The 18748-nt window shown below is 45.3% G+C and carries 17 protein-coding genes; 9 read left to right on the forward strand and 8 right to left on the reverse strand.

Annotation, left to right across the window (positions count from 1 at the left end; genetic code table 11):
- The first annotated feature begins 40 nt into the window (after positions 1-40).
- Entirely contained in the window at positions 41-1546 is a 1506-nt protein-coding gene (atpD, locus tag Q3W13_RS22855) for a F0F1 ATP synthase subunit beta (RefSeq protein ID WP_302867962.1), read from the forward strand.
- A gap of 115 nt (positions 1547-1661) precedes the next feature.
- Complete coding sequence (atpC, locus tag Q3W13_RS22860) at positions 1662-1916, forward strand: ATP synthase F1 subunit epsilon (protein WP_252791094.1); 255 nt, start codon at positions 1662-1664, stop codon at positions 1914-1916.
- Between the two features lie 142 nt (positions 1917-2058).
- On the opposite strand, the gene Q3W13_RS22865 is transcribed toward atpC, so the two are convergent.
- Positions 2059-2658: a tRNA-(ms[2]io[6]A)-hydroxylase gene (locus tag Q3W13_RS22865; RefSeq protein WP_302867965.1), complete on the reverse strand. Its 600-nt coding sequence runs from the start codon at positions 2656-2658 to the stop codon at positions 2059-2061.
- 135 nt (positions 2659-2793) lie between these two features.
- On the opposite strand from Q3W13_RS22865, the gene Q3W13_RS22870 reads away from it, so the two are divergent.
- A complete protein-coding gene (locus tag Q3W13_RS22870) occupies positions 2794-3138 on the forward strand; it encodes a four-helix bundle copper-binding protein (protein WP_302867967.1) in 345 nt (114 codons plus the stop codon).
- Positions 3139-3167: 29 nt separating this feature from the next.
- Here Q3W13_RS22870 and nadD read toward each other — a convergent pair whose 3' ends face one another.
- The 3 genes from nadD to Q3W13_RS22885 all read right to left on the reverse strand — a co-directional run bounded on the left by nadD (position 3168) and on the right by Q3W13_RS22885 (position 5341).
- Entirely contained in the window at positions 3168-3743 is a 576-nt protein-coding gene (gene nadD / locus Q3W13_RS22875) for a nicotinate (nicotinamide) nucleotide adenylyltransferase (RefSeq protein WP_302867969.1), read from the reverse strand.
- A gap of 62 nt (positions 3744-3805) precedes the next feature.
- A complete protein-coding gene (gene gmk, locus Q3W13_RS22880) occupies positions 3806-4381 on the reverse strand; it encodes a guanylate kinase (protein WP_302867971.1) in 576 nt (191 codons plus the stop codon).
- An 84-nt stretch (positions 4382-4465) separates the two neighbouring features.
- A complete protein-coding gene (locus Q3W13_RS22885) occupies positions 4466-5341 on the reverse strand; it encodes a YicC/YloC family endoribonuclease (protein WP_302867973.1) in 876 nt (291 codons plus the stop codon).
- Positions 5342-5610: 269 nt separating this feature from the next.
- On the opposite strand from Q3W13_RS22885, the gene Q3W13_RS22890 reads away from it, so the two are divergent.
- Entirely contained in the window at positions 5611-6321 is a 711-nt protein-coding gene (locus tag Q3W13_RS22890; protein WP_302867975.1) for a hypothetical protein, read from the forward strand.
- 72 nt (positions 6322-6393) lie between these two features.
- Here Q3W13_RS22890 and Q3W13_RS22895 read toward each other — a convergent pair whose 3' ends face one another.
- Entirely contained in the window at positions 6394-9171 is a 2778-nt protein-coding gene (locus Q3W13_RS22895; RefSeq protein ID WP_302867978.1) for a DNA gyrase/topoisomerase IV subunit A, read from the reverse strand.
- A gap of 186 nt (positions 9172-9357) precedes the next feature.
- Positions 9358-9867, reverse strand: coding sequence for a YdeI/OmpD-associated family protein (locus Q3W13_RS22900; protein WP_302867980.1), 510 nt, complete (start codon positions 9865-9867; stop codon positions 9358-9360).
- A 191-nt stretch (positions 9868-10058) separates the two neighbouring features.
- On the opposite strand from Q3W13_RS22900, the gene Q3W13_RS22905 reads away from it, so the two are divergent.
- The 5 genes from Q3W13_RS22905 (at position 10059) to Q3W13_RS22925 (ending at position 17855) form a co-directional block, all read left to right on the forward strand.
- Positions 10059-10481, forward strand: coding sequence for a nuclear transport factor 2 family protein (locus Q3W13_RS22905; protein ID WP_302867982.1), 423 nt, complete (start codon positions 10059-10061; stop codon positions 10479-10481).
- Between the two features lie 281 nt (positions 10482-10762).
- Positions 10763-11629 carry an aldose 1-epimerase family protein gene (locus tag Q3W13_RS22910; protein ID WP_302867984.1) on the forward strand — a complete coding sequence of 289 codons (867 nt, stop codon included), beginning with the start codon at positions 10763-10765 and terminating at the stop codon, positions 11627-11629.
- A 138-nt stretch (positions 11630-11767) separates the two neighbouring features.
- Positions 11768-13498, forward strand: a complete 1731-nt coding sequence (locus Q3W13_RS22915) for a glycoside hydrolase family 2 protein (RefSeq protein WP_302867987.1) — start codon at positions 11768-11770, stop codon at positions 13496-13498.
- A 270-nt stretch (positions 13499-13768) separates the two neighbouring features.
- A complete protein-coding gene (locus Q3W13_RS22920; protein WP_302867988.1) occupies positions 13769-17080 on the forward strand; it encodes a GAF domain-containing protein in 3312 nt (1103 codons plus the stop codon).
- A 130-nt stretch (positions 17081-17210) separates the two neighbouring features.
- Positions 17211-17855, forward strand: coding sequence for a response regulator transcription factor (locus Q3W13_RS22925; RefSeq protein WP_302867989.1), 645 nt, complete (start codon positions 17211-17213; stop codon positions 17853-17855).
- Here the strand turns inward: Q3W13_RS22925 and Q3W13_RS22930 are convergent.
- Together Q3W13_RS22930 and Q3W13_RS22935 are read right to left on the reverse strand one after the other, a co-directional pair.
- Positions 17821-18183, reverse strand: a complete 363-nt coding sequence (locus Q3W13_RS22930) for a single-stranded DNA-binding protein (RefSeq protein ID WP_302867991.1) — start codon at positions 18181-18183, stop codon at positions 17821-17823. The genes Q3W13_RS22925 and Q3W13_RS22930 overlap by 35 nt on opposite strands.
- The gene (locus tag Q3W13_RS22935) at positions 18177-18575 is read right to left on the reverse strand and encodes a two-component system response regulator (RefSeq protein WP_302867996.1); all 399 of its coding nucleotides are present in this window, start codon (positions 18573-18575) and stop codon (positions 18177-18179) included. The genes Q3W13_RS22930 and Q3W13_RS22935 overlap by 7 nt, the downstream gene beginning before the upstream one ends.
- Positions 18576-18748 lie beyond the last annotated feature (173 nt).

An 18748-nucleotide genomic window follows, 5' to 3' on the forward strand; every position in this document is an offset into this window, starting at 1 on the left:
TATTGTTTCGTAATAAATACTTTAAATTACCAGGTAATATATGCCAAACATTGGAAAAATATCACGGATCATCGGTCCGGTAGTTGACGTAAGCTTCGCTGACGACGCTCATCTTCCTAAAATTTATGACGCGTTAGAGATTACTAAAGAAAATGGTCAGAAAGTTGTATTAGAAGTACAGCAGCACTTAGGTGAAGACCGTGTTCGCGCCATCGCGATGGACTCGACCGACGGATTGCTTCGCGGCATGAAGGTTTTAGATACCGAATCGGCTATAAAAATGCCGGTTGGCGAAGCCATCAAAGGCCGTGTATTTAACGTGGTTGGCAGCGCTATCGACGGTATTGCCCAACTGGATAACAGCAATGGCCGCCCTATCCACGCTGCTCCTCCAAAATTTGAGGACCTTTCTACTGAAACAGAAGTACTATTTACAGGTATCAAGGTAATCGACTTGCTTGAGCCTTATGCAAAGGGTGGTAAGATCGGGTTGTTCGGTGGCGCCGGTGTAGGTAAAACCGTATTGATCCAGGAATTGATCAATAACATTGCAAAAGCGTACTCTGGTTTATCAGTATTCGCCGGTGTAGGCGAGCGTACCCGTGAAGGAAACGATTTACTTCGCGAGATGCTTGAATCAGGCATCATTAAATACGGCGATGCGTTTATGCACTCGATGGAAGAAGGCGGCTGGGATTTGAGCAAAGTGGATAACGAAGCGCTTAAAGATTCGAAAGCTACTTTCGTATTTGGCCAGATGAACGAGCCTCCTGGTGCACGCGCACGTGTGGCACTTTCAGGTTTAACTATTGCTGAATATTTCCGCGATGGTGACGCAGAAGGAAAGGGCCGTGATATATTATTCTTTATCGATAACATCTTCCGCTTTACACAGGCAGGCTCCGAAGTATCGGCGCTGCTTGGCCGTATGCCTTCAGCGGTAGGTTATCAGCCAACACTCGCAACTGAGATGGGTGGCATGCAGGAGCGTATTACTTCTACTAAACGCGGTTCAATCACTTCAGTTCAGGCTGTGTACGTACCTGCTGACGACTTGACCGACCCTGCACCTGCTACTACTTTCGCCCACTTGGACGCCACTACCGTACTTTCACGTAAAATTGCCGAGCTTGGTATTTATCCTGCGGTGGATCCACTGGATTCAACCTCACGTATTCTCAGCCCTGCTATTTTAGGTGACGAACACTATAACACAGCACAACGCGTAAAAGAAACTCTGCAGCGCTACAAAGAGCTTCAGGATATTATCGCCATCCTCGGTATGGACGAGTTGAGCGAGGAGGATAAACTGGTTGTATCGCGCGCACGCCGTGTACAGCGTTTCCTTTCTCAGCCTTTCCATGTGGCCGAGCAGTTTACCGGCTTAAAAGGTGTGTTGGTTGACATCAAGGATACCATCAAAGGCTTTAACATGATCATGGATGGTGAAGTGGATGAATATCCTGAAGCTGCATTCAACCTTGTAGGCAGCATCGAAGAAGCTATTGAAAAAGGAAAGAAATTATTAGCAGAAGCGAACAATTAATGTACGGATGCGGGGATGTGCGGATGTGCTAATAAGGCTTCATCTGCACATCTTTTAAAGCTCTTTCATTAATAATCCGCACATTTGCATATCCGCACATTCGCACATCAATAAAATGACACTAGAAATCCTTACTCCCGATAAAACAGTTTACGAAGGCGAAGCTACTTCGGTGACCCTTCCCGGTACATTGGGATTTTTTGAGATATTGAATCACCACGCGCCTATCATCTCTACTTTGGAAGATGGTAAGGTAACTATCCGTGGCGGCAGCGCAGGCAAAGAAGAAACATTGTTTATTAAAGGCGGCGTTGTGGAAGCATCAAATAATAAGGTTGTTATCCTCGCCGAAGGTATTCAGCAGAAGTAACTCTCTTTCCCCCGATTTAAGAAAAATAGTCCCTGGTCAGTTTGACCGGGGATTTTTTTGTTTTCTGATCCGGGATTTTCAACTTTCTTTAGCTTTTCAAGGCGTCCCGTGGTGCCCGGCCGTTTTCAGAATTCAGGCATGGCTATCCGTGAATGGTCTCAGACTTTCCATAGTTTTTCACGACCTCCGCCTCGTATTCGAGGTATTGTTTCCAGCGTTTGTCTACATCTACGCCGCTGGCATATTTTTTTGCGAGGCGTATAAACGTTGCGTAATGTGTTGCTTCACTAATCATCAATTCATGATAAAACGCCGACAACTGCTCATCATTGATGTTTTCTGACAATACTTTAAAGCGTTCGCAGCTCCGGGCCTCTATCATTGCTGAAAACAGTAACCGGTCCACCAGTTGTTCAGACCGGCTGCCTCCGGCGACGATAAACTTCCGCAGCTCGTTTACATAGTCATCTTTGCGCTCGCGGCCGAGCACAAACCCTCTTTCAAGAATGATGTCATGCACGCGCTTAAAATGATCCATTTCCTCTTGCACCAACGCGGCCATTTCCTGCACCAGGTCAGATAAATTAGGATTTTGTACGATGAGCGTAATTGCATTACTGGCGGCCTTTTGTTCGCAAAAAGCATGATCAGTCAGAAGCTCTTCGATGTTACTTTCGACGACATTCTTAACCCAAAGCGGATCGGTAGGTAATTGCAATTTAAGTATGGTTTTCTCGCTCACGGTACAAAGATAATTTTATTGAGGCTAACGGCGAAAGCAAATAGAATTAAGCAGTACCTGAAAATCAATTTGAATATTACAAAAACAATCCTCTTTTTAATTTTATTTATTAATTATTAACCAAAAAGAAAAATAATGGAGAATCACGATCATACTGCGCTAATTAAGCTTTTGCTTGATTGTGCCCTTGCCTGCGAGAACTGTGCCGCCGAATGCCTGAGAGAAAACGATGTTGCGCCGATGGTAAGGTGTATAAGCATCGACAGGGATTGCTCAGATATATGTACGCAAGCCGCCAGGCTATTGCAGCGCAAATCAGAAATAGCGCATCAATACTTATTATTATGTGAAGAGATGTGCCAAATGTGCGCGGATGAGTGCGCCATGCATGAACATGATCATTGCCGGCAATGCGCAGCGGTTTGCCGCAAATGCGCAGCCGCATGCCATGCACATCATCAGCCAATAACGCAGGATTAATGCCAGGGGCAACAGAGTTACGCTTCCTTCTACTTTCCGTACAAATTTTTTGCCTCGATGAAGTTAAGTACGGAATCCGGCACGAAGTATTGAACGTTCTTTTTCTCGGCAAGCGACTTACGGATAAACGTTGCCGATAATTCCATCAACGGCGTCATGGTTATAGTAACAGATGGATGGGTGGCAAGATCAGTATTTTCATAACCAGGACGCGGGTAAACGAATATCTGGTAATCACGAAGGATGAGTTTATAATTCTTCCATTTGGGCAGCGATACCAGGTTATCTGAACCCATGATCAGTGCAAAATCGTGCTGTGGGTATTTTTCTTTCAGATAAGTAAGCGTATCGATCGTATAGGATGGTTGGGGCAATTTTAGCTCTACGTCACTAACCTGGATATTGTTAGAATTATCAGTAGCCAGTTTGCACATTTCCAGCCTGTCGTAGGTATTAGCCAGATCGCCGTACTTTTTTAAGGGATTTTGAGGAGACACAACCAGCCAGACTTTGTCGAGGGCTGTGTAATTAGCCATATAGTTAGCTATAATCAGGTGTCCAACGTGAACAGGGTTAAACGACCCAAATAGTAATCCTATTTTCATGTTTGTTCATGGTTAATTGAGTTAAAAATTAGGATGGTTGTCCCTGTACCATCAACTATGAACTATTTCTGCGACAGAAAATGCTTTACCAACTCCTCAGCTTCTGCACATGCCGTTTGAAGGTCGTGATTTTTCAGGATAATATCAAATTGCGGGGCATAATTCAGCTCTTTTTCTGCCTTGACAAAGCGCTCTGCTAACTTTTCCTCGCTGTCTGTACCGCGACCCGCCAGGCGTTCTTTAAGGACCTCTAATGACGGTGGCTGTACGAATATAGCCAATGCCTGCCCATCGTATTTACGTTTGAGGTGAAGGCCTCCTTCTACATCTATATCGAATATCACCGATTTACCCTGCTGCCATATACGCTCAATTTCCTCACGCAGGGTACCATAAAATGTGCCGCTGTACACTTCCTCAAATTCAACAAAATGTTTTTTTGCAATACGGTGCAAAAATTCTTCCTTGCTGATGAAATAATAATCCTTGCCGTGTACTTCATCGCCCCGGGGGGCGCGGGTAGTCGCAGAGATGGAAAACTCAAGCCCGGGCACTTTTTTAAGCAGGTGATGAACTATTGTAGTTTTACCCGCCCCGGACGGCGCTGAAAATATAATGAGTTTACCTTCCTTGGTCATTAGTGTTGTAAGGGTTTCAGTAGTTGCAAAAGTTGTATTGGTTAAGATGTTCAACTACTACAACATCTGCAACCACTTTAACTACTACAATACGTTTAGTAGCTGTTCTTTAATTTTTTCCAGTTCTTCCTTCATGCCAACCACCAGTTTTTGCATGTTGGCATCGTTGGCTTTTGAGCCGAGCGTGTTCACTTCGCGGCCGATCTCCTGTGAAATAAAGCTGAGCTTCTTACCATTTGCATCGTCGTTTTTCAAGGTCTCCAGGAAATATTCGCAATGGGTTTTAAGCCTGATCTTTTCTTCTGTAACATCAAGCTTGTCGATGTAATAGATCAGTTCCTGCTCAAAACGGTTTTGATCAATGTTCTCCCGGCCTACTGCTTCGCTCAAAAACTGGTTCAGGCGTTCCTTTATTACGGGTACCCGTTTTGGTTCTTCAATTTCGACCAATTCCAGGTTTTTCATAATGACGCTGATACGGTATTTCAGATCATTTTCCAAAACATTGCCTTCGTCGCTCCTGAATTGCTGAAATTCAGCCAATGCCTGCTGATAGGTTTTCTCGGCAACTTTCCACTCTTCTTCTGATGCTGTTTCCTCTTCGTATTTTACCACTTCCGGTAAGGTTAAAGCCAGTTGCAGCAAGTTACCTCCCGGTTCGTTTAAGTCAACGCTCACGGCTTTTAACTGCTCATAATAATGTTTCAGCAATTCTTTATCAATGCCGGCTGCATTTACCGTGGTATTTGCTTTTTCTACAGTTATCGAAAGGTTCACCTTGCCGCGCTCAATTTGCTTGCTGCAATCATTACGCAGCTGAAACTCTTTTTCGGCGAAGGTTTTGGGCAGACGTAACGACAGTTCCAGAAATTTACTGTTAAGAGATTTTATTTCGACTGTATATTTTGCTCCATCAGAGTCGATGCTGGCAATTCCATAGCCCGTCATGGATTTTATCATGCGCAAAGATAGAGTTTTTAGTCGGAAAAGTCAGAAAAGTCCGGAAGCCTTGAAGACGCTGCAATTGAGCATTCTGCGCCGAGCCACAACTAAAAATGATAGCTTATCAACTCTTATCCCCGTAAATTCCTCTTTCGAACTTTTCTGACTGCCAAACTTCCAGACGCCATCTTTAACACTTTTTTACATTTACTGTGGGATGTAATTTTTAACTTTGTTGTTACATGCGCTTTAGGTTTTTTTTAATTAGTGTGTTTTGCATGGGCTTTATGTTCATGGCAAGAGCGCAGGAAACATTTGTTGTGAAGGGAGTTATCTCGCGTAACATCAGTGTTGAGCGGCTTGCCCAGGTGCTGATTACCAATTTGCGCACTAAAGAAATCATGATGAGCGACGATCTGGGCTGGTTTTCTATCAAGGCCGCTATTGGCGATACGCTTCTTTTTAATAAACTTAAATATACCGACCAGAAAGTAGTCATTACGGCTAAGGGCGATATACCTGTTTACATGCAGCCTGAGATTCAGCTCGACCAGGTGACGATCCAGGGGCAGACCAAAAAGCAGGAATTGAAAGATGTTATGGCTGATTACCGCAAACAAGGCATCTACTATAATGGTAAACCACCGATAACTTCTTTCTTAACCTCGCCACTCACCGGTTTATACGAGCTTTTCGGCAAAGGGCCGGGACAGGCACGACGTTTTGCCGCCTTTTCAAAAGGCGAGCTGGAATTTGCCGAAATACGCAGAAGATATAATCTGCCCATGGTAATGCGTGTAACAGGGGCCGACAGTGCCAAAGCAAAAGGCTTTATGGAATATTACACACCATCTTTTGAAGACCTTAAAGAATGGAACGATTATGAGCTTATCAGGCAAGTCAGGAAATCGTTTGAATATTATGATAAATCGCCTGACAAAATTAAGCTGCAGGAGCTGAACCACCCCTCTTTAAAACCTAAAGACCAACCGGAATAAGTTAGCCTGGGAGATCTTGAGATATTGCTTTTAGTCAACTGCCGCAGGTTTCGTTCCTGCGGCAGCTTTTTTTTAAAACAATCCAAGCTGCCCTTTATCATCTATCTCGATATCATCCGGATTGGTTATCTCAAAGTCTATTTTTTTGAATTGTGATTGCTCCGGTTGTGAAGAAGATTCCGCTGGTTTTTCTTTCGCTGGTCCCGCTGATTCCGGAGTAGATTTTACGGGCTCATCTGCCGCGCCTGCGGCGTTGGTTTCGTCTTCTTGAACGTCTGCATTATCGTTTCCGTCGTGCGTGTCGGCTTCGCCCGCTACATCCGGTTCATGTGCTATCTCTTCTTCCGCTGCAACCAACTCCACCGATTTTACCGGGTGCTGTGATAAACGGTTGCCCATCGCCTTCATGCCCTTAATGTCTATAAGTGTCGTTAGGTCCACTTCAAGCGTTTCAGGGGTTTGATCTTTGCCTTTCAGCTGAACCAGCTGCACAACAGGCTGCTTACCACCGGTTATCAATACCAGTTTCGAGCCGCTTTCTTCGCTAATGATGCTTACCTGCTTGCCTATTACTACGTTCTCGAACATAAAGCGTTTTACCAGGTAGTTTTTCGATTTGCCGTCAATATGGATGACTGTATAAACCTTCTCATGGTTATATTTTTCAATTACAATCATTTTATCATCAAAGTGATTGTTCAAATCGAAGCTGGTGAGTTCGTAAGTACCGTTGCTCATCACGGTGAGTATTTTATCGTCTCCGTCAAACTCGCCAAGATATTTGCCCCGACCGTCGGCATTCAGGCGTTTCAGAATATCGTCATACCATATTTTTCTGCCGGCCAATGTGGACACACCCTTACTTTTCAGTATTATTTTCTTAACCGGGTACTTGGTAATAATATTACCCATTGAGCCGCGGCCTTTAATTGCCAGTTGGGCAAAGTCTTCATCAAACTGCAGCTTTTTCAGCTTGCTGTGTGGTTTCAGCTGCACATTCACAATCTCAGCCTCGCCGTTAGGGTTAGCACTAAAGTAAAGCACTTTGGTGCCCTTTGTGCCCTTGGTCAAATCGTATTCTTTATCCCGGGTAACGCCTACCACCGAAAAACGTTTTATATAGCTGATACCACTCTGCCCGTCCTTATAAATCATATTATATACGGTGCGCTCATCGTTCTTTTTAAATACCGCCACGTGAATAATCTCCTTACCCACAAACACCTTATCCTGTACCTTCGTAACCAGGCAGCGGCCATCCTCGCGAAATACAATTATCTCGTCAATATCCGAGCAATCGGTAACAAATTCATCTTTCTTTAAACCTGTACCGATGAAGCCATCCTCACGGTTTACATACAGTTTTGCATTTGCCAGCGCCACCTGCGCAGCTTCAACCCTGTCGAATGTGCGTAGCTCAGTCTTACGTTCCCGCCCCGTGCCATATTTATCCTTCAGCTTTTGGAACCAGGCAATTGCAAAATCTGTAAGGTGCTTAAGGTGATGTTTTACTTCTTTTATTTCAGCTTCCAGGCCCTTTATTTGTTCATCAGTTTTCTTTACATCGAAACGGGTGATGCTGCTCATCGGCTTATCGATAAGTCTTTTATAGTCTTCAGCAACTATTGGTCTGTAAAACTGCGGGAAAAAAGGTTCGAACAAGCGGTTCAGCACTTCAACCACAGTTTCAAAATTACTTGATCCTTCGTAGTCGGCGTGCTTATACATACCTTCCTGGATGAATATCTTAAGCAGCGAGCTGAAAAATATTTTTTCCATCAACTCCTTCAGCTTTATCTCCAGTTCCATCTTTAGCAGCCTTTTGGTGTTATGTGTGCTTTCGGTAAGCATATCGTTAACACTCATAAAGCGCGGTTTATCATCCTGTATCACACAGGTGTTGGGTGATATGGAAACCTCGCAATCGGTAAAGGCATATAGTGCGTCGATGGTCACATCGGGCGAGATGCCCGGCGCCAGGTGAACAACGATCTCCACATCTTTCGATGTATTGTCTTCAATCTTCTTGATCTTGATCTTGCCCTTTTCGTTGGCCGCAACAATGCTCTCCATCAATCCACCGGTGGTAGTACTGAAGGGAATTTCTGTAATAGCCAGTGTTTTTTTATCCCGCTCCACAATCTTTGCACGTATGCGCACTTTTCCTCCCCGCTGCCCTTCGTTGTAAACCGAAGTGTCGGCCATACCACCGGTCGGGAAGTCGGGCATCAGGTTAGGGCGGTTGCCTCTTAAAACTTCCATCGAGGCATCAAGCAGCTCAATAAAATTATGCGGTAATATTTTGGTGGCAAGGCCTACAGCAATACCATCAGCGCCTTGTGCAAGCAGTAACGGAAACTTAACCGGCAGGGTAATTGGTTCACGGTTACGGCCGTCATAGCTGGCCTGCCAGTCAGTCGTGTCGGGATTAAAAACAACATCGAGCGCAAACTTGGAGAGACGGGCTTCGATGTAACGAGGGGCTGCAGCCGAGTCGCCCGTTACCGGGTCGCCCCAGTTTCCCTGGCAATCGATGAGCAGGTTTTTCTGGCCCAGCTGCACCATGGCATCCCCAATGGAAGCATCACCATGCGGGTGATATTTCATGGTATTGCCAATAACGTTAGCGGCTTTGTTGAAACGCCCGTCATCCATCTCCTTCAGCGAGTGTAATATACGGCGTTGAACTGGCTTTAAGCCATCGTTTATATGCGGCACGGCGCGATCCAGGATCACATAAGATGCATAATCCAGGAACCAGTTCTCGTACAAACCGTCGAGTGAGGTAATGTTATGTAGTTTTTCTTCGTTATTCGCAGGTATCTCTTCCGGGTTCAATTCGTCACTCATTATTAGCTAGAAAAAATATGGATTGGTAAAGATAGGTTTTAATGTGCGGATGTGCAGATTCCGGATATGCGGATTTTTAAACACATCCGGTGTTTTTAACAAAGGCCTCTGATGGTGAACGGGTTGAGAAACATCAACGTTCCTGCATCCGCGCATCAAGAATCCATACATTCGCACACCGCCACATTACCCTTCCTTCTTTAGCTCCCTCATCATCTGGTTATAGCTCCATTTGCGCAGCATGGCATTAATAGTATTCACAATGCGTTTGGCGCGGGTTTCTTCAGTTTTGGCATCGTTGATCCATTTAATAAAATAGTTGCGGTGAGAGCCGGGCATAGCGTTAAAAGTGTCCATAGCGCCTTCTTCAAATTCAAGGCATTCCTTCAAGTCTTCGGGCATCTCTATTTTAAAATCAGTGTCCTCTTCAATGGTTACTTTCAGCATAGCGCCTTTGTTCTTGCGGAGGGCTTTTCTCAGTGCGGCCTTCAGTACCAAAATAAAGTCTCCGCCGCCCATAGGCAGTAGTGCGATACCTGCCACCGGCACTGCGTCGAGCATACCTCTTACGCGGAATGATTTTTTGTTGCCGGGCTTTAATTCCTGCGCAATATCAGCCGGAACGTTTACATACTGCCAGCCGGTTTTCTCGCCCATCTCACCGAATTGTAAAATAATTGCATCAAAAGTTACCATGGTTGTAATGATTTGGGAGTGACAAGCGTCTTACCACAAGGCATATAAAATAACGCATATTTTGCCGCTTAACCCGCCAAAATGTGCGAAAATGTTAAATGTTTGTTAAAAGCGGAAATTGTTGTAACTATTGAAATCCCGGCTGTGTCTTATCAGTAAATACAATTAATCACAACTTAAATTTAAACATTATGAAAGCTTTAAAATCAATTATGCTGGGGTTGGCCTTACTGGTTGTTTGTGGCATTGCAAAAGCTAATACCATAGATGAAAAAGTTACACCGAATTATGCCATTAATACCTTTGTCGACGCTATGACGCGCGGCAGGGTGGCCGGCCTGGATGGCGTGCTGGATAATTCGGCAGAGTTTAATATGATGCGCGGTAAACAGATGCTGAGCTTCAGCAAAAAAGAAATGCTGGAGTTTTTTAAAAGCAATAAAAACATAGAGCAGGCATGCACCACCAGCACATCCATTGTTGAAAGTAACAACAAGGTTGCCATTGTAAAGGTGTCAATGAAATACGATGACTTTGTACGCGATAATTATGTAACCATTGCCAATAACGGCAGCAGCTGGAAAATCACCAACGTGTACAGCGTTTTTAAATAAGTACGTTTTAGTTTAGTTAAATAGTTTGTTAGTTTAAAAAGGCCTCGTGGTTGGGGCCTTTTTTATTTGACACCGTTTAATTGTTGCTTTTATAACGACGAGTTTAACCATCGACGACATATTGAACTCTTTCCGGCTTCTGAATAAGCAGGCGGCTAATTTTCTATCCTCAAAAGGAATACATACCAAGCCCAGGGTAACGCCCTGCAACCCGGCGAATGAGTCTGTTTATTCCAAAACAAATTCCTAATTTAGACAGTTGTAATACCTACTCATCTATCATGGCCACATTAGAAAACGACTTCTTAAAAGCGGAAATCAGCACCAAAGGCGCGCAGCTTACGTCCATTATCAATAAAGCAACACAAACTGAGCACTTATGGCAGGCCGACCCGCAGATTTGGGCTTATCATGCACCAAACCTGTTCCCGATTGTGGGACAACTTATCAATAATGAGCTGCTGGCTGATGGGCACGCCTATCCGATGAGCAGGCACGGTTTTGCGCGCACTTCAGAGTTTTTTTTGCTTGAGAACGATGATCAGCATGCGGTTTATTCGCTTCCAAATTGCGAAAATACACTTAAAGTTTACCCTTATAAATTCGATTTTCAGATATTGTACACCCTGATCGATAATGCACTACGGATCACATATAAGCTTATTAATCACGATAATAAAACTATTTATTTTTCGGTTGGGGCGCACCCTGCTTTCAACGTTCCTTTTAATGCCGGCGAAAGCTATGAAGATTACTATATAGAATTTGAAAACGATGAAATGCTGGAGACGCATTTGTTGAATGCTGATGGCTTTTTCAGCGGCGAAACTCATCCTATATCAACCCCCAATAAAAGACTATACCTCACACGAGAGTTGTTTAATCACGATGCGCTGGTATTTAAGGATCTTAAATCCCGCGAGGTTGCCATAAAAAGCGACAAGCATGACCAATCTATTTCGGTGGAGTTCCCGCATTTTAATTACCTCGGCATCTGGGCCAAAGGCGGCGCTGATTTTGTTTGTATCGAGCCCTGGTTAGGTTGCGCTGATACCGCCGGCCGCCATGTTGATATCAGCCAGAAAGAAGCCATTCAGCAACTGAAAGCCGGACATGTTTTCGAGGCGGCTTTTTTCATAAGCGTGTAATTATACGCTTTTAAAACAAACAGGATTTATTTTATAAATTCGGCGTTCACACCATCCACTATGAACAAACACCGAATCTGTTTAATCATATTTTTTCTAACCATACATTGTTCCCTGGCATTAGCCCAGACCCCCTCTTTGCCAACACAGTGGACTAAGCAGGCAAAAGAGGTCACGGTCCCCTTTCCGGAATATCCAAGGCCGCAGCTGGAACGCAGCGACTGGCTTTGCTTAAATGGCAAATGGGATTATATGGGAGGAAAAGATATTGCTGATGCTTTTAATCCGCAAGTACCGGTATCCTTTAATAACAAAGCCGAACAAATATTAGTACCCTATTGCCCCGAGTCGTTGCTGTCTGGTATCCAGCGTAAGCAGGAAATCAACATGTGGTACCGCCGCAGCTTTGAAATTCCTTCGGGATGGAAAAACAAGCAGGTCATCATTCATTTTGATGCCGTGGCTTACCATACCACGTTGTTTATAAACGGGCATAATGCAGGCACGCATGCCGGCAGCTACGATGCTTTTAACTTTGACATCACACCATACCTGACTACCGGAAAAAATACTGTAGTAGTAGCAGTACAGGATTTAAACGATGGCCGCGTACCATCAGGTAAAAATGGTCCGCGCGGTGATTATACCTTCTGTTCCGGCATTTGGCGGACCGTATGGCTGGAACCGGTAAATAAAACGCACGTCGAAGACATACGGCTGCTGCCCGAGCTCGCCAACAGCCGCTTAAAAGTTATAGTGAACAGCACAGGTGAGGGAAAAGTAACCGCCATTGCGCTCGATAGCGGCAATGAGGTCTCGCAGGCCGAAGGGGCGGGCGGCGCAAGCTTTTATCTGCCTATAAAATCTCCGAAGCTTTGGTCGCCCGAGGATCCTTTTTTGTATGATCTGACCATCAGCCTGAAAGACGCAAAGGGTAATATTGTTGATAAGATAAAAAGCTATTTCGGCATGCGCGATATTAAGCTGGGCAAGGTAAACGGCGTTACCCGGCCGCTGGTAAATGGCAAATTCATCATGCAGCTGGGGTTGCTCGATCAGGGTTACTGGCCCGATGGCATATTGACAGCACCAACGGAAGAGGCTTTAAAATACGACATTCAGTTCACTAAAAATGCCGGATTCAACCTCATACGCAAACATATGAAAACCGAACCCCAGCGGTTTTATTACTGGGCGGATAAGCTGGGCCTGTTTGTATGGCAGGATATGCCGGCCATCTGGTATCAAAATGAGGATACAGCCAAAACACGCACCGAATACCGCAAGGAACTGAAAGCGCTAATCGACGAACATTATAACTCGCCGTCCATTATTACCTGGGTGCCTTTTAACGAGAACTGGGGCGCTTTTGATGTGAAGGAGATCACCGCCTGGGTTAAACAATACGACCCGTCGAGATTGGTTAACGGCAATTCCGGGTTCAATAATAATCCATCCTACCAAAAAGCTTATGGTGACCCCGGCAATGGGGATTATGTGGACACTCATATTTATGTTGGCCCATACGGAGCATCAGTACCGGATGAACACCGTGCGGCCTCATTGGGCGAATTTGGTGGCGTGGGTTTATTTGTGCGGGGACACATGTGGCCTGTAGCAAACAATGCTTACGACTATGAACCAACCAGAGCACGGCTGACAGACCGTTATGTATTTTTACTGGACCAGGTAGAACAATTAATGAAATATAAAGGACTCAGTGTTGCCATCTATACGCAAACTACCGACGTAGAACATGAGGTTAACGGCATGCTGACCTACGACCGGGCGGTTGAAAAAATGGAAATTGACAGGGTAAAGGCAGTGAATGAGGCGGTGATCAAAGAAAGCTATAAGCTGGCGCCCTGACGTAAATTTTGGGATCTGTTCTGAAATGCTTTTTTAATTTGAAAATGGTACAACCTTCGGCATTGTAGAAAAGTTGCTGAATCAGCAGGACAGGAATTCTCGCCCTGATTCGGTAAACCGCGGATCGTTTTAGTATTTACCGGCAATTAATCAGGTGTATCTTGCGGACAAACCTGTATTATTCCCTAATCTGTTGAAAACGCTAATTTTGCGTTTGTTACGGTTGTTATAAGTTACCGCGGCCAGCAGCATTAAACATCCCTGTAAATAATGAAAAAAAGTAACACTACTGCAGAAAACGGTAGGGGCGACGATGTACAGTATGCGCCTCGTGACCCACGGGAGAGGGCAAAAATTTATCCCTACAGCCCCGACGAGCGGTACCGCACACTTTTCGACACCATTGATGAAGGGCTGGCAATTGTTGAGTTGGAGCGCGATGCTGATGGCATGATCACCGGCCTGATCTATCGCGAAACCAATAGTTTATTTGAGCGGCAGACAGGACAGACTGAACTGATGGGTAAAAGGGCGAGCGAACTCCTGCCTAACCTGGAAAAGCTGTTGATGAATAGTGTACAGGCTGTGGCCGATACCGGTGCTCCATTCCGTACAGAAGATTATTTTGCCGTGCTTGACCGTTGGTTCGATGTACGCCTGTCCCGCGTCGGTGGGCAGGGAAGTCCGTTCGTGGCCGCCGTTCTTAAGGATATCACCGGCCGCAAACGGCATGAACAGCACCAGGCGCTCGTATCCCGCATTTCAAAAGAACTCGGCGCACTGACAGATAGCGCTAAAACAATGGAGTATCTGGGCGAAGAGCTGGGTAATTACTTTGGAGTAAAGTGGTGTATGTTTAGCGAGCGTAATGATGATAACGAAACGTACTCAGTGTATGGCTGGCATGCTGCCGAGGTAGTTTCGTTAAATGACACACATAGTTTGCATGATTACCTGCGTGCCGAACAGGCCGCACGCGACAATGCCGGCGAATTGACAATTGTTGCCGATACGCAAACCGATGTGCGTACGGATGCGGGGTTTTATACCCGGCTGGGCATATCATCTTTTATCATCGTGCCCCTATCGCGGGACGGACAATGGAATTTTCAGCTTTCTGTTATAGACAATAAAATAAGGGAATGGCGCGAAGACGAAGTCTTACTGTTAAAGGATATTGCTGATAGGATATGGGTAAGACTGGAAAAAGCCAGGGCCGAAGAGTTGCTGCACGACCGTGAAATTTGGCTGCGGGGCCAGCAAAAGGCCTTCAGGTCTGCAACGAGCGGGGCATCGTTGGCGGCATCGCTTGAACCGCTTATTGATGCGGTTAATGCACAGACAAACGGTGACGCCAGGGCCGCTATTTACCGGGTATCTGAAAAAAGCGGGGGACTTTACCTGGTGTCGGGTATGTCGGCAGCTTATGCACAGGCTGTTAATGGTTTTAAGTCGGGACCGGAATGGCTGGCTATGCATAATGATAGACCAATAATTACCGCCGATGTAAATAACGATCCGGTATGGGGGCCGTTTCGGAAACTGGCGCGCAAACATAATTACCGGGCTTGCTGGTTGTTCCCGGTTAGTGCAGGTGGCAGGCCGGTGTCAGGCATATTGGCGATCTATTTTGAGATGCCCCGGAAACCGAGCGCCAGAGAGATGGAGATGGCCGGTATACTGGCGCACGCAGCGGCAATTATCATTTCGCGCGACCATGAATTGACGGAACGTGCAGAAGCGGAAGAAGCCCTTAAGGAAAGTGAAGAGCGGTTAAAAACCGTCCTCGACGGGGTAGGCGAACCTTTTTATGTTTTGGATAAAGACTGGTGTTTCCTTTTCGCTAGCCGGTCCGCTTTAAACATCTGGGGTAAAAAGAAGGAAGAGATACTTGGGCATTCTTTCATGAGCTGTTTTCCAGAGGCGGCAGGAACCGTGCCATATAAAGCTCATCAGCGGGTAATGATGACCGGCGTAGCCGAAAGACTGGAAATAGTTTCGCCGGTGCTTAATCGATGGCTGGAAGTGGATATAGCGCCCACGCCCCGAGGCGGCTTATCCGTTGCTTTCCGCGACATTGAAGGCCGTAAACAGGCTGAGCTGACACTGCGCCAAAGTGAAGACAGGTACCGAAACAAACTGGAACGTGAGGTTACTGAACGGACAACAGAACTGGAGAGAAGCGGGGAATTGCTGCAGGCTACCCTGGATAGTAACCTGGAAATGATACAGGTTTTTAAAGCCGTCAGGGATGAAAGCGGGAAAATAACGGACTTTCTATGGATATTAAACAACCATGCTTCTGAGCAGGCTTACGGCGATGTGATTGGAAAGAGTTTAGTTAAAAACAATCCGGGCGTGATAAAAGCCGGAATATTTGACAAGTTTGTTGAAGTAACGGAAACCGGTGTGCCGCAACAATATGAGCGACATTATGTGAATGAGCAATTTTCAGGCTGGTTCCATCAATCAGTAGTAAGACTCGGCGATGGTGTGGCTACAAATACCGTTAACCTTACTGAACGCAAATTAGCAGAATTGCAGCTTAAGGATAGCCGCGATCAGCTGCAATCTATACTGGATACTACCCTGGTTCAAATGTCGATACTGGAAGCTGTACGCGACAAAAAGGGTAGGATCGCCGACCTTAGAATAAAAGTGGCGAATAAAGAGATGGAGAAGGTAACTGGCCGGGCGGATTTAGCGGGTAAATTTTACCTGAAAGAATACCCCGGTATCAAGCAGGCGGGATTATTCGATCTGATAGTTAAGGCCATTGAGACAGGTGAACCGCAGCGGTTGGAATATTTCTACCCGTATGATGGTTTCAATAAATGGTTTTCAGGCATGTTTGTTAAGCTGAATGATGGCGTAGTTTCAACAACCATGGACATCAGCGACCGCAAGCTGGCCGAAGAAAAGCTGCGCAAAATGGAAGCCGGGCAGGAACGTGAAATATTCAGGGCGTCGTTGAGTAGCCTGGAGGAGGAGAGAAGGCGCATTTCTGAAAGCCTGCACAACGGATTGGGGCAACTGCTTTATGGCATCAAGATCAATCTGAATCATTTAACTGGTGAGCAGGCCGCCGTAGACCCGGAGACTTTCAGCGCAAACAAGAAGTACACCGATGAGTTGCTCACGAAGGCAATCCGCGAAAGCCGGCGTATATCGCACGAGCTGATGCCTGCAATGCTGGAAGATTTCGGCCTTGAAGCGGCCATCGAAGACATTTGCAGACAATTCTCAGACGGGGTAAGGTTTAGCTGCAATTGTAAGGGATTAAATAAACGCCTCGATAAAGATATGGAACTCGCCATTTACCGGATGGCGCAGGAACTGATGACCAATATAATGAAACATGCCAGAGCTACTGTAGCAAGTACGGAAGTGGTAAAAGAAGACAGCAGGGTGTTGTTAACTGTAAAAGATAATGGTATTGGTTATAAAGCCCCGGATAAAAGCAACGCAGGTATCGGCCTGGCATCTATCCGCAGCAAAGTCCGGCTGCTGAATGGTCATGTTACTATTGAATCCTCCCCCCGGAACGGAACTGCTGTCATAGTGGAAATTCCTTTGAAATAAGTTAATTATAGGACATAATATATTTTATATGTGTTAAATACTCATTAATAAATGGGTATTTGCCGTATTGGTTTTACTTATTTATTCATGAAATTTTACAGGCTGGTATACATAAGTTCACCGCCTCTTCATGATTAAAATTATACTCGCTGATAACCATAGTATTGTCAGGAACGGTATCAGGCATTTACTGGAAAAGGAAAACGATATACAGATAGCAGGAGAGGCTTTGGACGGCGGGGAAGCACTGGCCATGGCGAAATTCCTGCAGCCCGATATTATATTAGCCGATATGAATATGCCCGTAATAAACGGGATTGTTTTAGCCGAAACGCTGGTAATTGAGAAGAACCCCGCAAAGGTTATACTGCTGACTACGCACGATAACCAGGCATTTATGATCAGCGCTTTCCGCGCTGGCGTAGCTGCTTATTTGTTTAAGAATATAGGCGCAGCAGAACTGCTTTTTGCTGTCAGACAAGTATATTCGGGACGCCGATACCTTTCCACAGACCTTGCCTTGCGACTGCTCGATCGTTTTTTGACCCTGCCCGCCGGGTTAGGAAATGTAAACGGTCCGGTTGAGTTGTCGGACCGTGAGCTGGACATACTTAAACTGATAGCGGAGGGTTATACCAATCAGGGAATTGCAGAGAAACTATATACCAGCAAACGAACAGTTGAAGGGCACCGGCAGGCCATGATTGAGCGTACCGGCGTTAGCAATACAGCAGCGCTTATCAGGTATGCAATGCAGCATGGCTTGCTGAAGTAACTTGTGCCGGCACAGGTTTAGCACTGTCGGCCAGGATAGTGGTAACATAACGTTTAACTGACTGCTCATCAACATACGAGCGTGTTTCTATCCGGCCTTGTATGTGAACTACACTGCCTTTGCAGAGTTTTGCCGGATCTGTCGCCTGTTCAGCAATGCGCACCTGGTGAAGTTCGTAATGATCTTCCATAACACCGTTACGCTTTATCTTTTCGGTAGTTGTAACCGGAAAATACAACACCCTTTCTCCGTTTCTTATATGGCAGCGCGGTTCTTTGCTTATAAAACCTACCAGGAACACCCGGTTTATGCTTGAATTATTTAACATAGCTCCGTTTGGTTAGTGTTTTGAGTAAGCGCTTGTATTGAATTCACAATATGGTCCAAATCGAATGGTTTTGGAATAAATACATTACAGCCGTAATTGCCCAGCGATTGCAGAACGCGGGGATAAGCTGATATCATCAGCACGGGCAATTTGGCAGTTGGCGTATTTATTTTGATCTGCTGGCAAAATTCTCCGCCATTAATGCCATTAAGTATATAGTCCATTATAACAATATCCGATCGGTATTTTTGCAGCTCGGGCAGAATATCCTCCACCAGGCATAAGCTGTTAACTTCGTAACCCTCGTAGGTTAGGGCCTCGTTTAATACATCTAGTATGTTGTTATCATTGTCGATGACAAACACCCTGACATTCTTCGTTTGTGGCACCATGGGGTTTTAATTTTGGTGATGATTATTACGAAGTTAGAAGAATGGGTTTTTATTAATAAGGTGTTAATACGGTAAAATTGGTTCGGTAAATACTCTATTTTAATTTTGAGTTAATTAGAGAGGGGAACAAGTCGTAGAATTTAACGTTTGATAAATGGTTTTTGAAAGGCCCG

Source organism: Mucilaginibacter sp. L3T2-6, assembly GCF_030519355.1.
GTDB lineage: Bacteria > Bacteroidota > Bacteroidia > Sphingobacteriales > Sphingobacteriaceae > Mucilaginibacter.

Bases quoted from the DNA above. Each gene is read 5' to 3' on its own strand.
- atpD (WP_302867962.1), top strand. From the start codon at position 41: ATGCCAAACATTGGAAAAATATCACGGATCATCGGTCCGGTAGTTGAC.
- atpC (WP_252791094.1), top strand. From the start codon at position 1,662: ATGACACTAGAAATCCTTACTCCCGATAAAACAGTTTACGAAGGCGAA.
- Q3W13_RS22870 (WP_302867967.1), top strand. From the start codon at position 2,794: ATGGAGAATCACGATCATACTGCGCTAATTAAGCTTTTGCTTGATTGT.
- nadD (WP_302867969.1), bottom strand. From the start codon at position 3,743: ATGAAAATAGGATTACTATTTGGGTCGTTTAACCCTGTTCACGTTGGA.
- gmk (WP_302867971.1), bottom strand. From the start codon at position 4,381: ATGACCAAGGAAGGTAAACTCATTATATTTTCAGCGCCGTCCGGGGCG.
- Q3W13_RS22885 (WP_302867973.1), bottom strand. From the start codon at position 5,341: ATGATAAAATCCATGACGGGCTATGGAATTGCCAGCATCGACTCTGAT.
- Q3W13_RS22890 (WP_302867975.1), top strand. From the start codon at position 5,611: ATGTTCATGGCAAGAGCGCAGGAAACATTTGTTGTGAAGGGAGTTATC.
- Q3W13_RS22895 (WP_302867978.1), bottom strand. From the start codon at position 9,171: ATGAGTGACGAATTGAACCCGGAAGAGATACCTGCGAATAACGAAGAA.
- Q3W13_RS22900 (WP_302867980.1), bottom strand. From the start codon at position 9,867: ATGGTAACTTTTGATGCAATTATTTTACAATTCGGTGAGATGGGCGAG.
- Q3W13_RS22905 (WP_302867982.1), top strand. From the start codon at position 10,059: ATGAAAGCTTTAAAATCAATTATGCTGGGGTTGGCCTTACTGGTTGTT.
- Q3W13_RS22910 (WP_302867984.1), top strand. From the start codon at position 10,763: ATGGCCACATTAGAAAACGACTTCTTAAAAGCGGAAATCAGCACCAAA.
- Q3W13_RS22920 (WP_302867988.1), top strand. From the start codon at position 13,769: ATGAAAAAAAGTAACACTACTGCAGAAAACGGTAGGGGCGACGATGTA.
- Q3W13_RS22925 (WP_302867989.1), top strand. From the start codon at position 17,211: ATGATTAAAATTATACTCGCTGATAACCATAGTATTGTCAGGAACGGT.
- Q3W13_RS22930 (WP_302867991.1), bottom strand. From the start codon at position 18,183: ATGTTAAATAATTCAAGCATAAACCGGGTGTTCCTGGTAGGTTTTATA.
- Q3W13_RS22935 (WP_302867996.1), bottom strand. From the start codon at position 18,575: ATGGTGCCACAAACGAAGAATGTCAGGGTGTTTGTCATCGACAATGAT.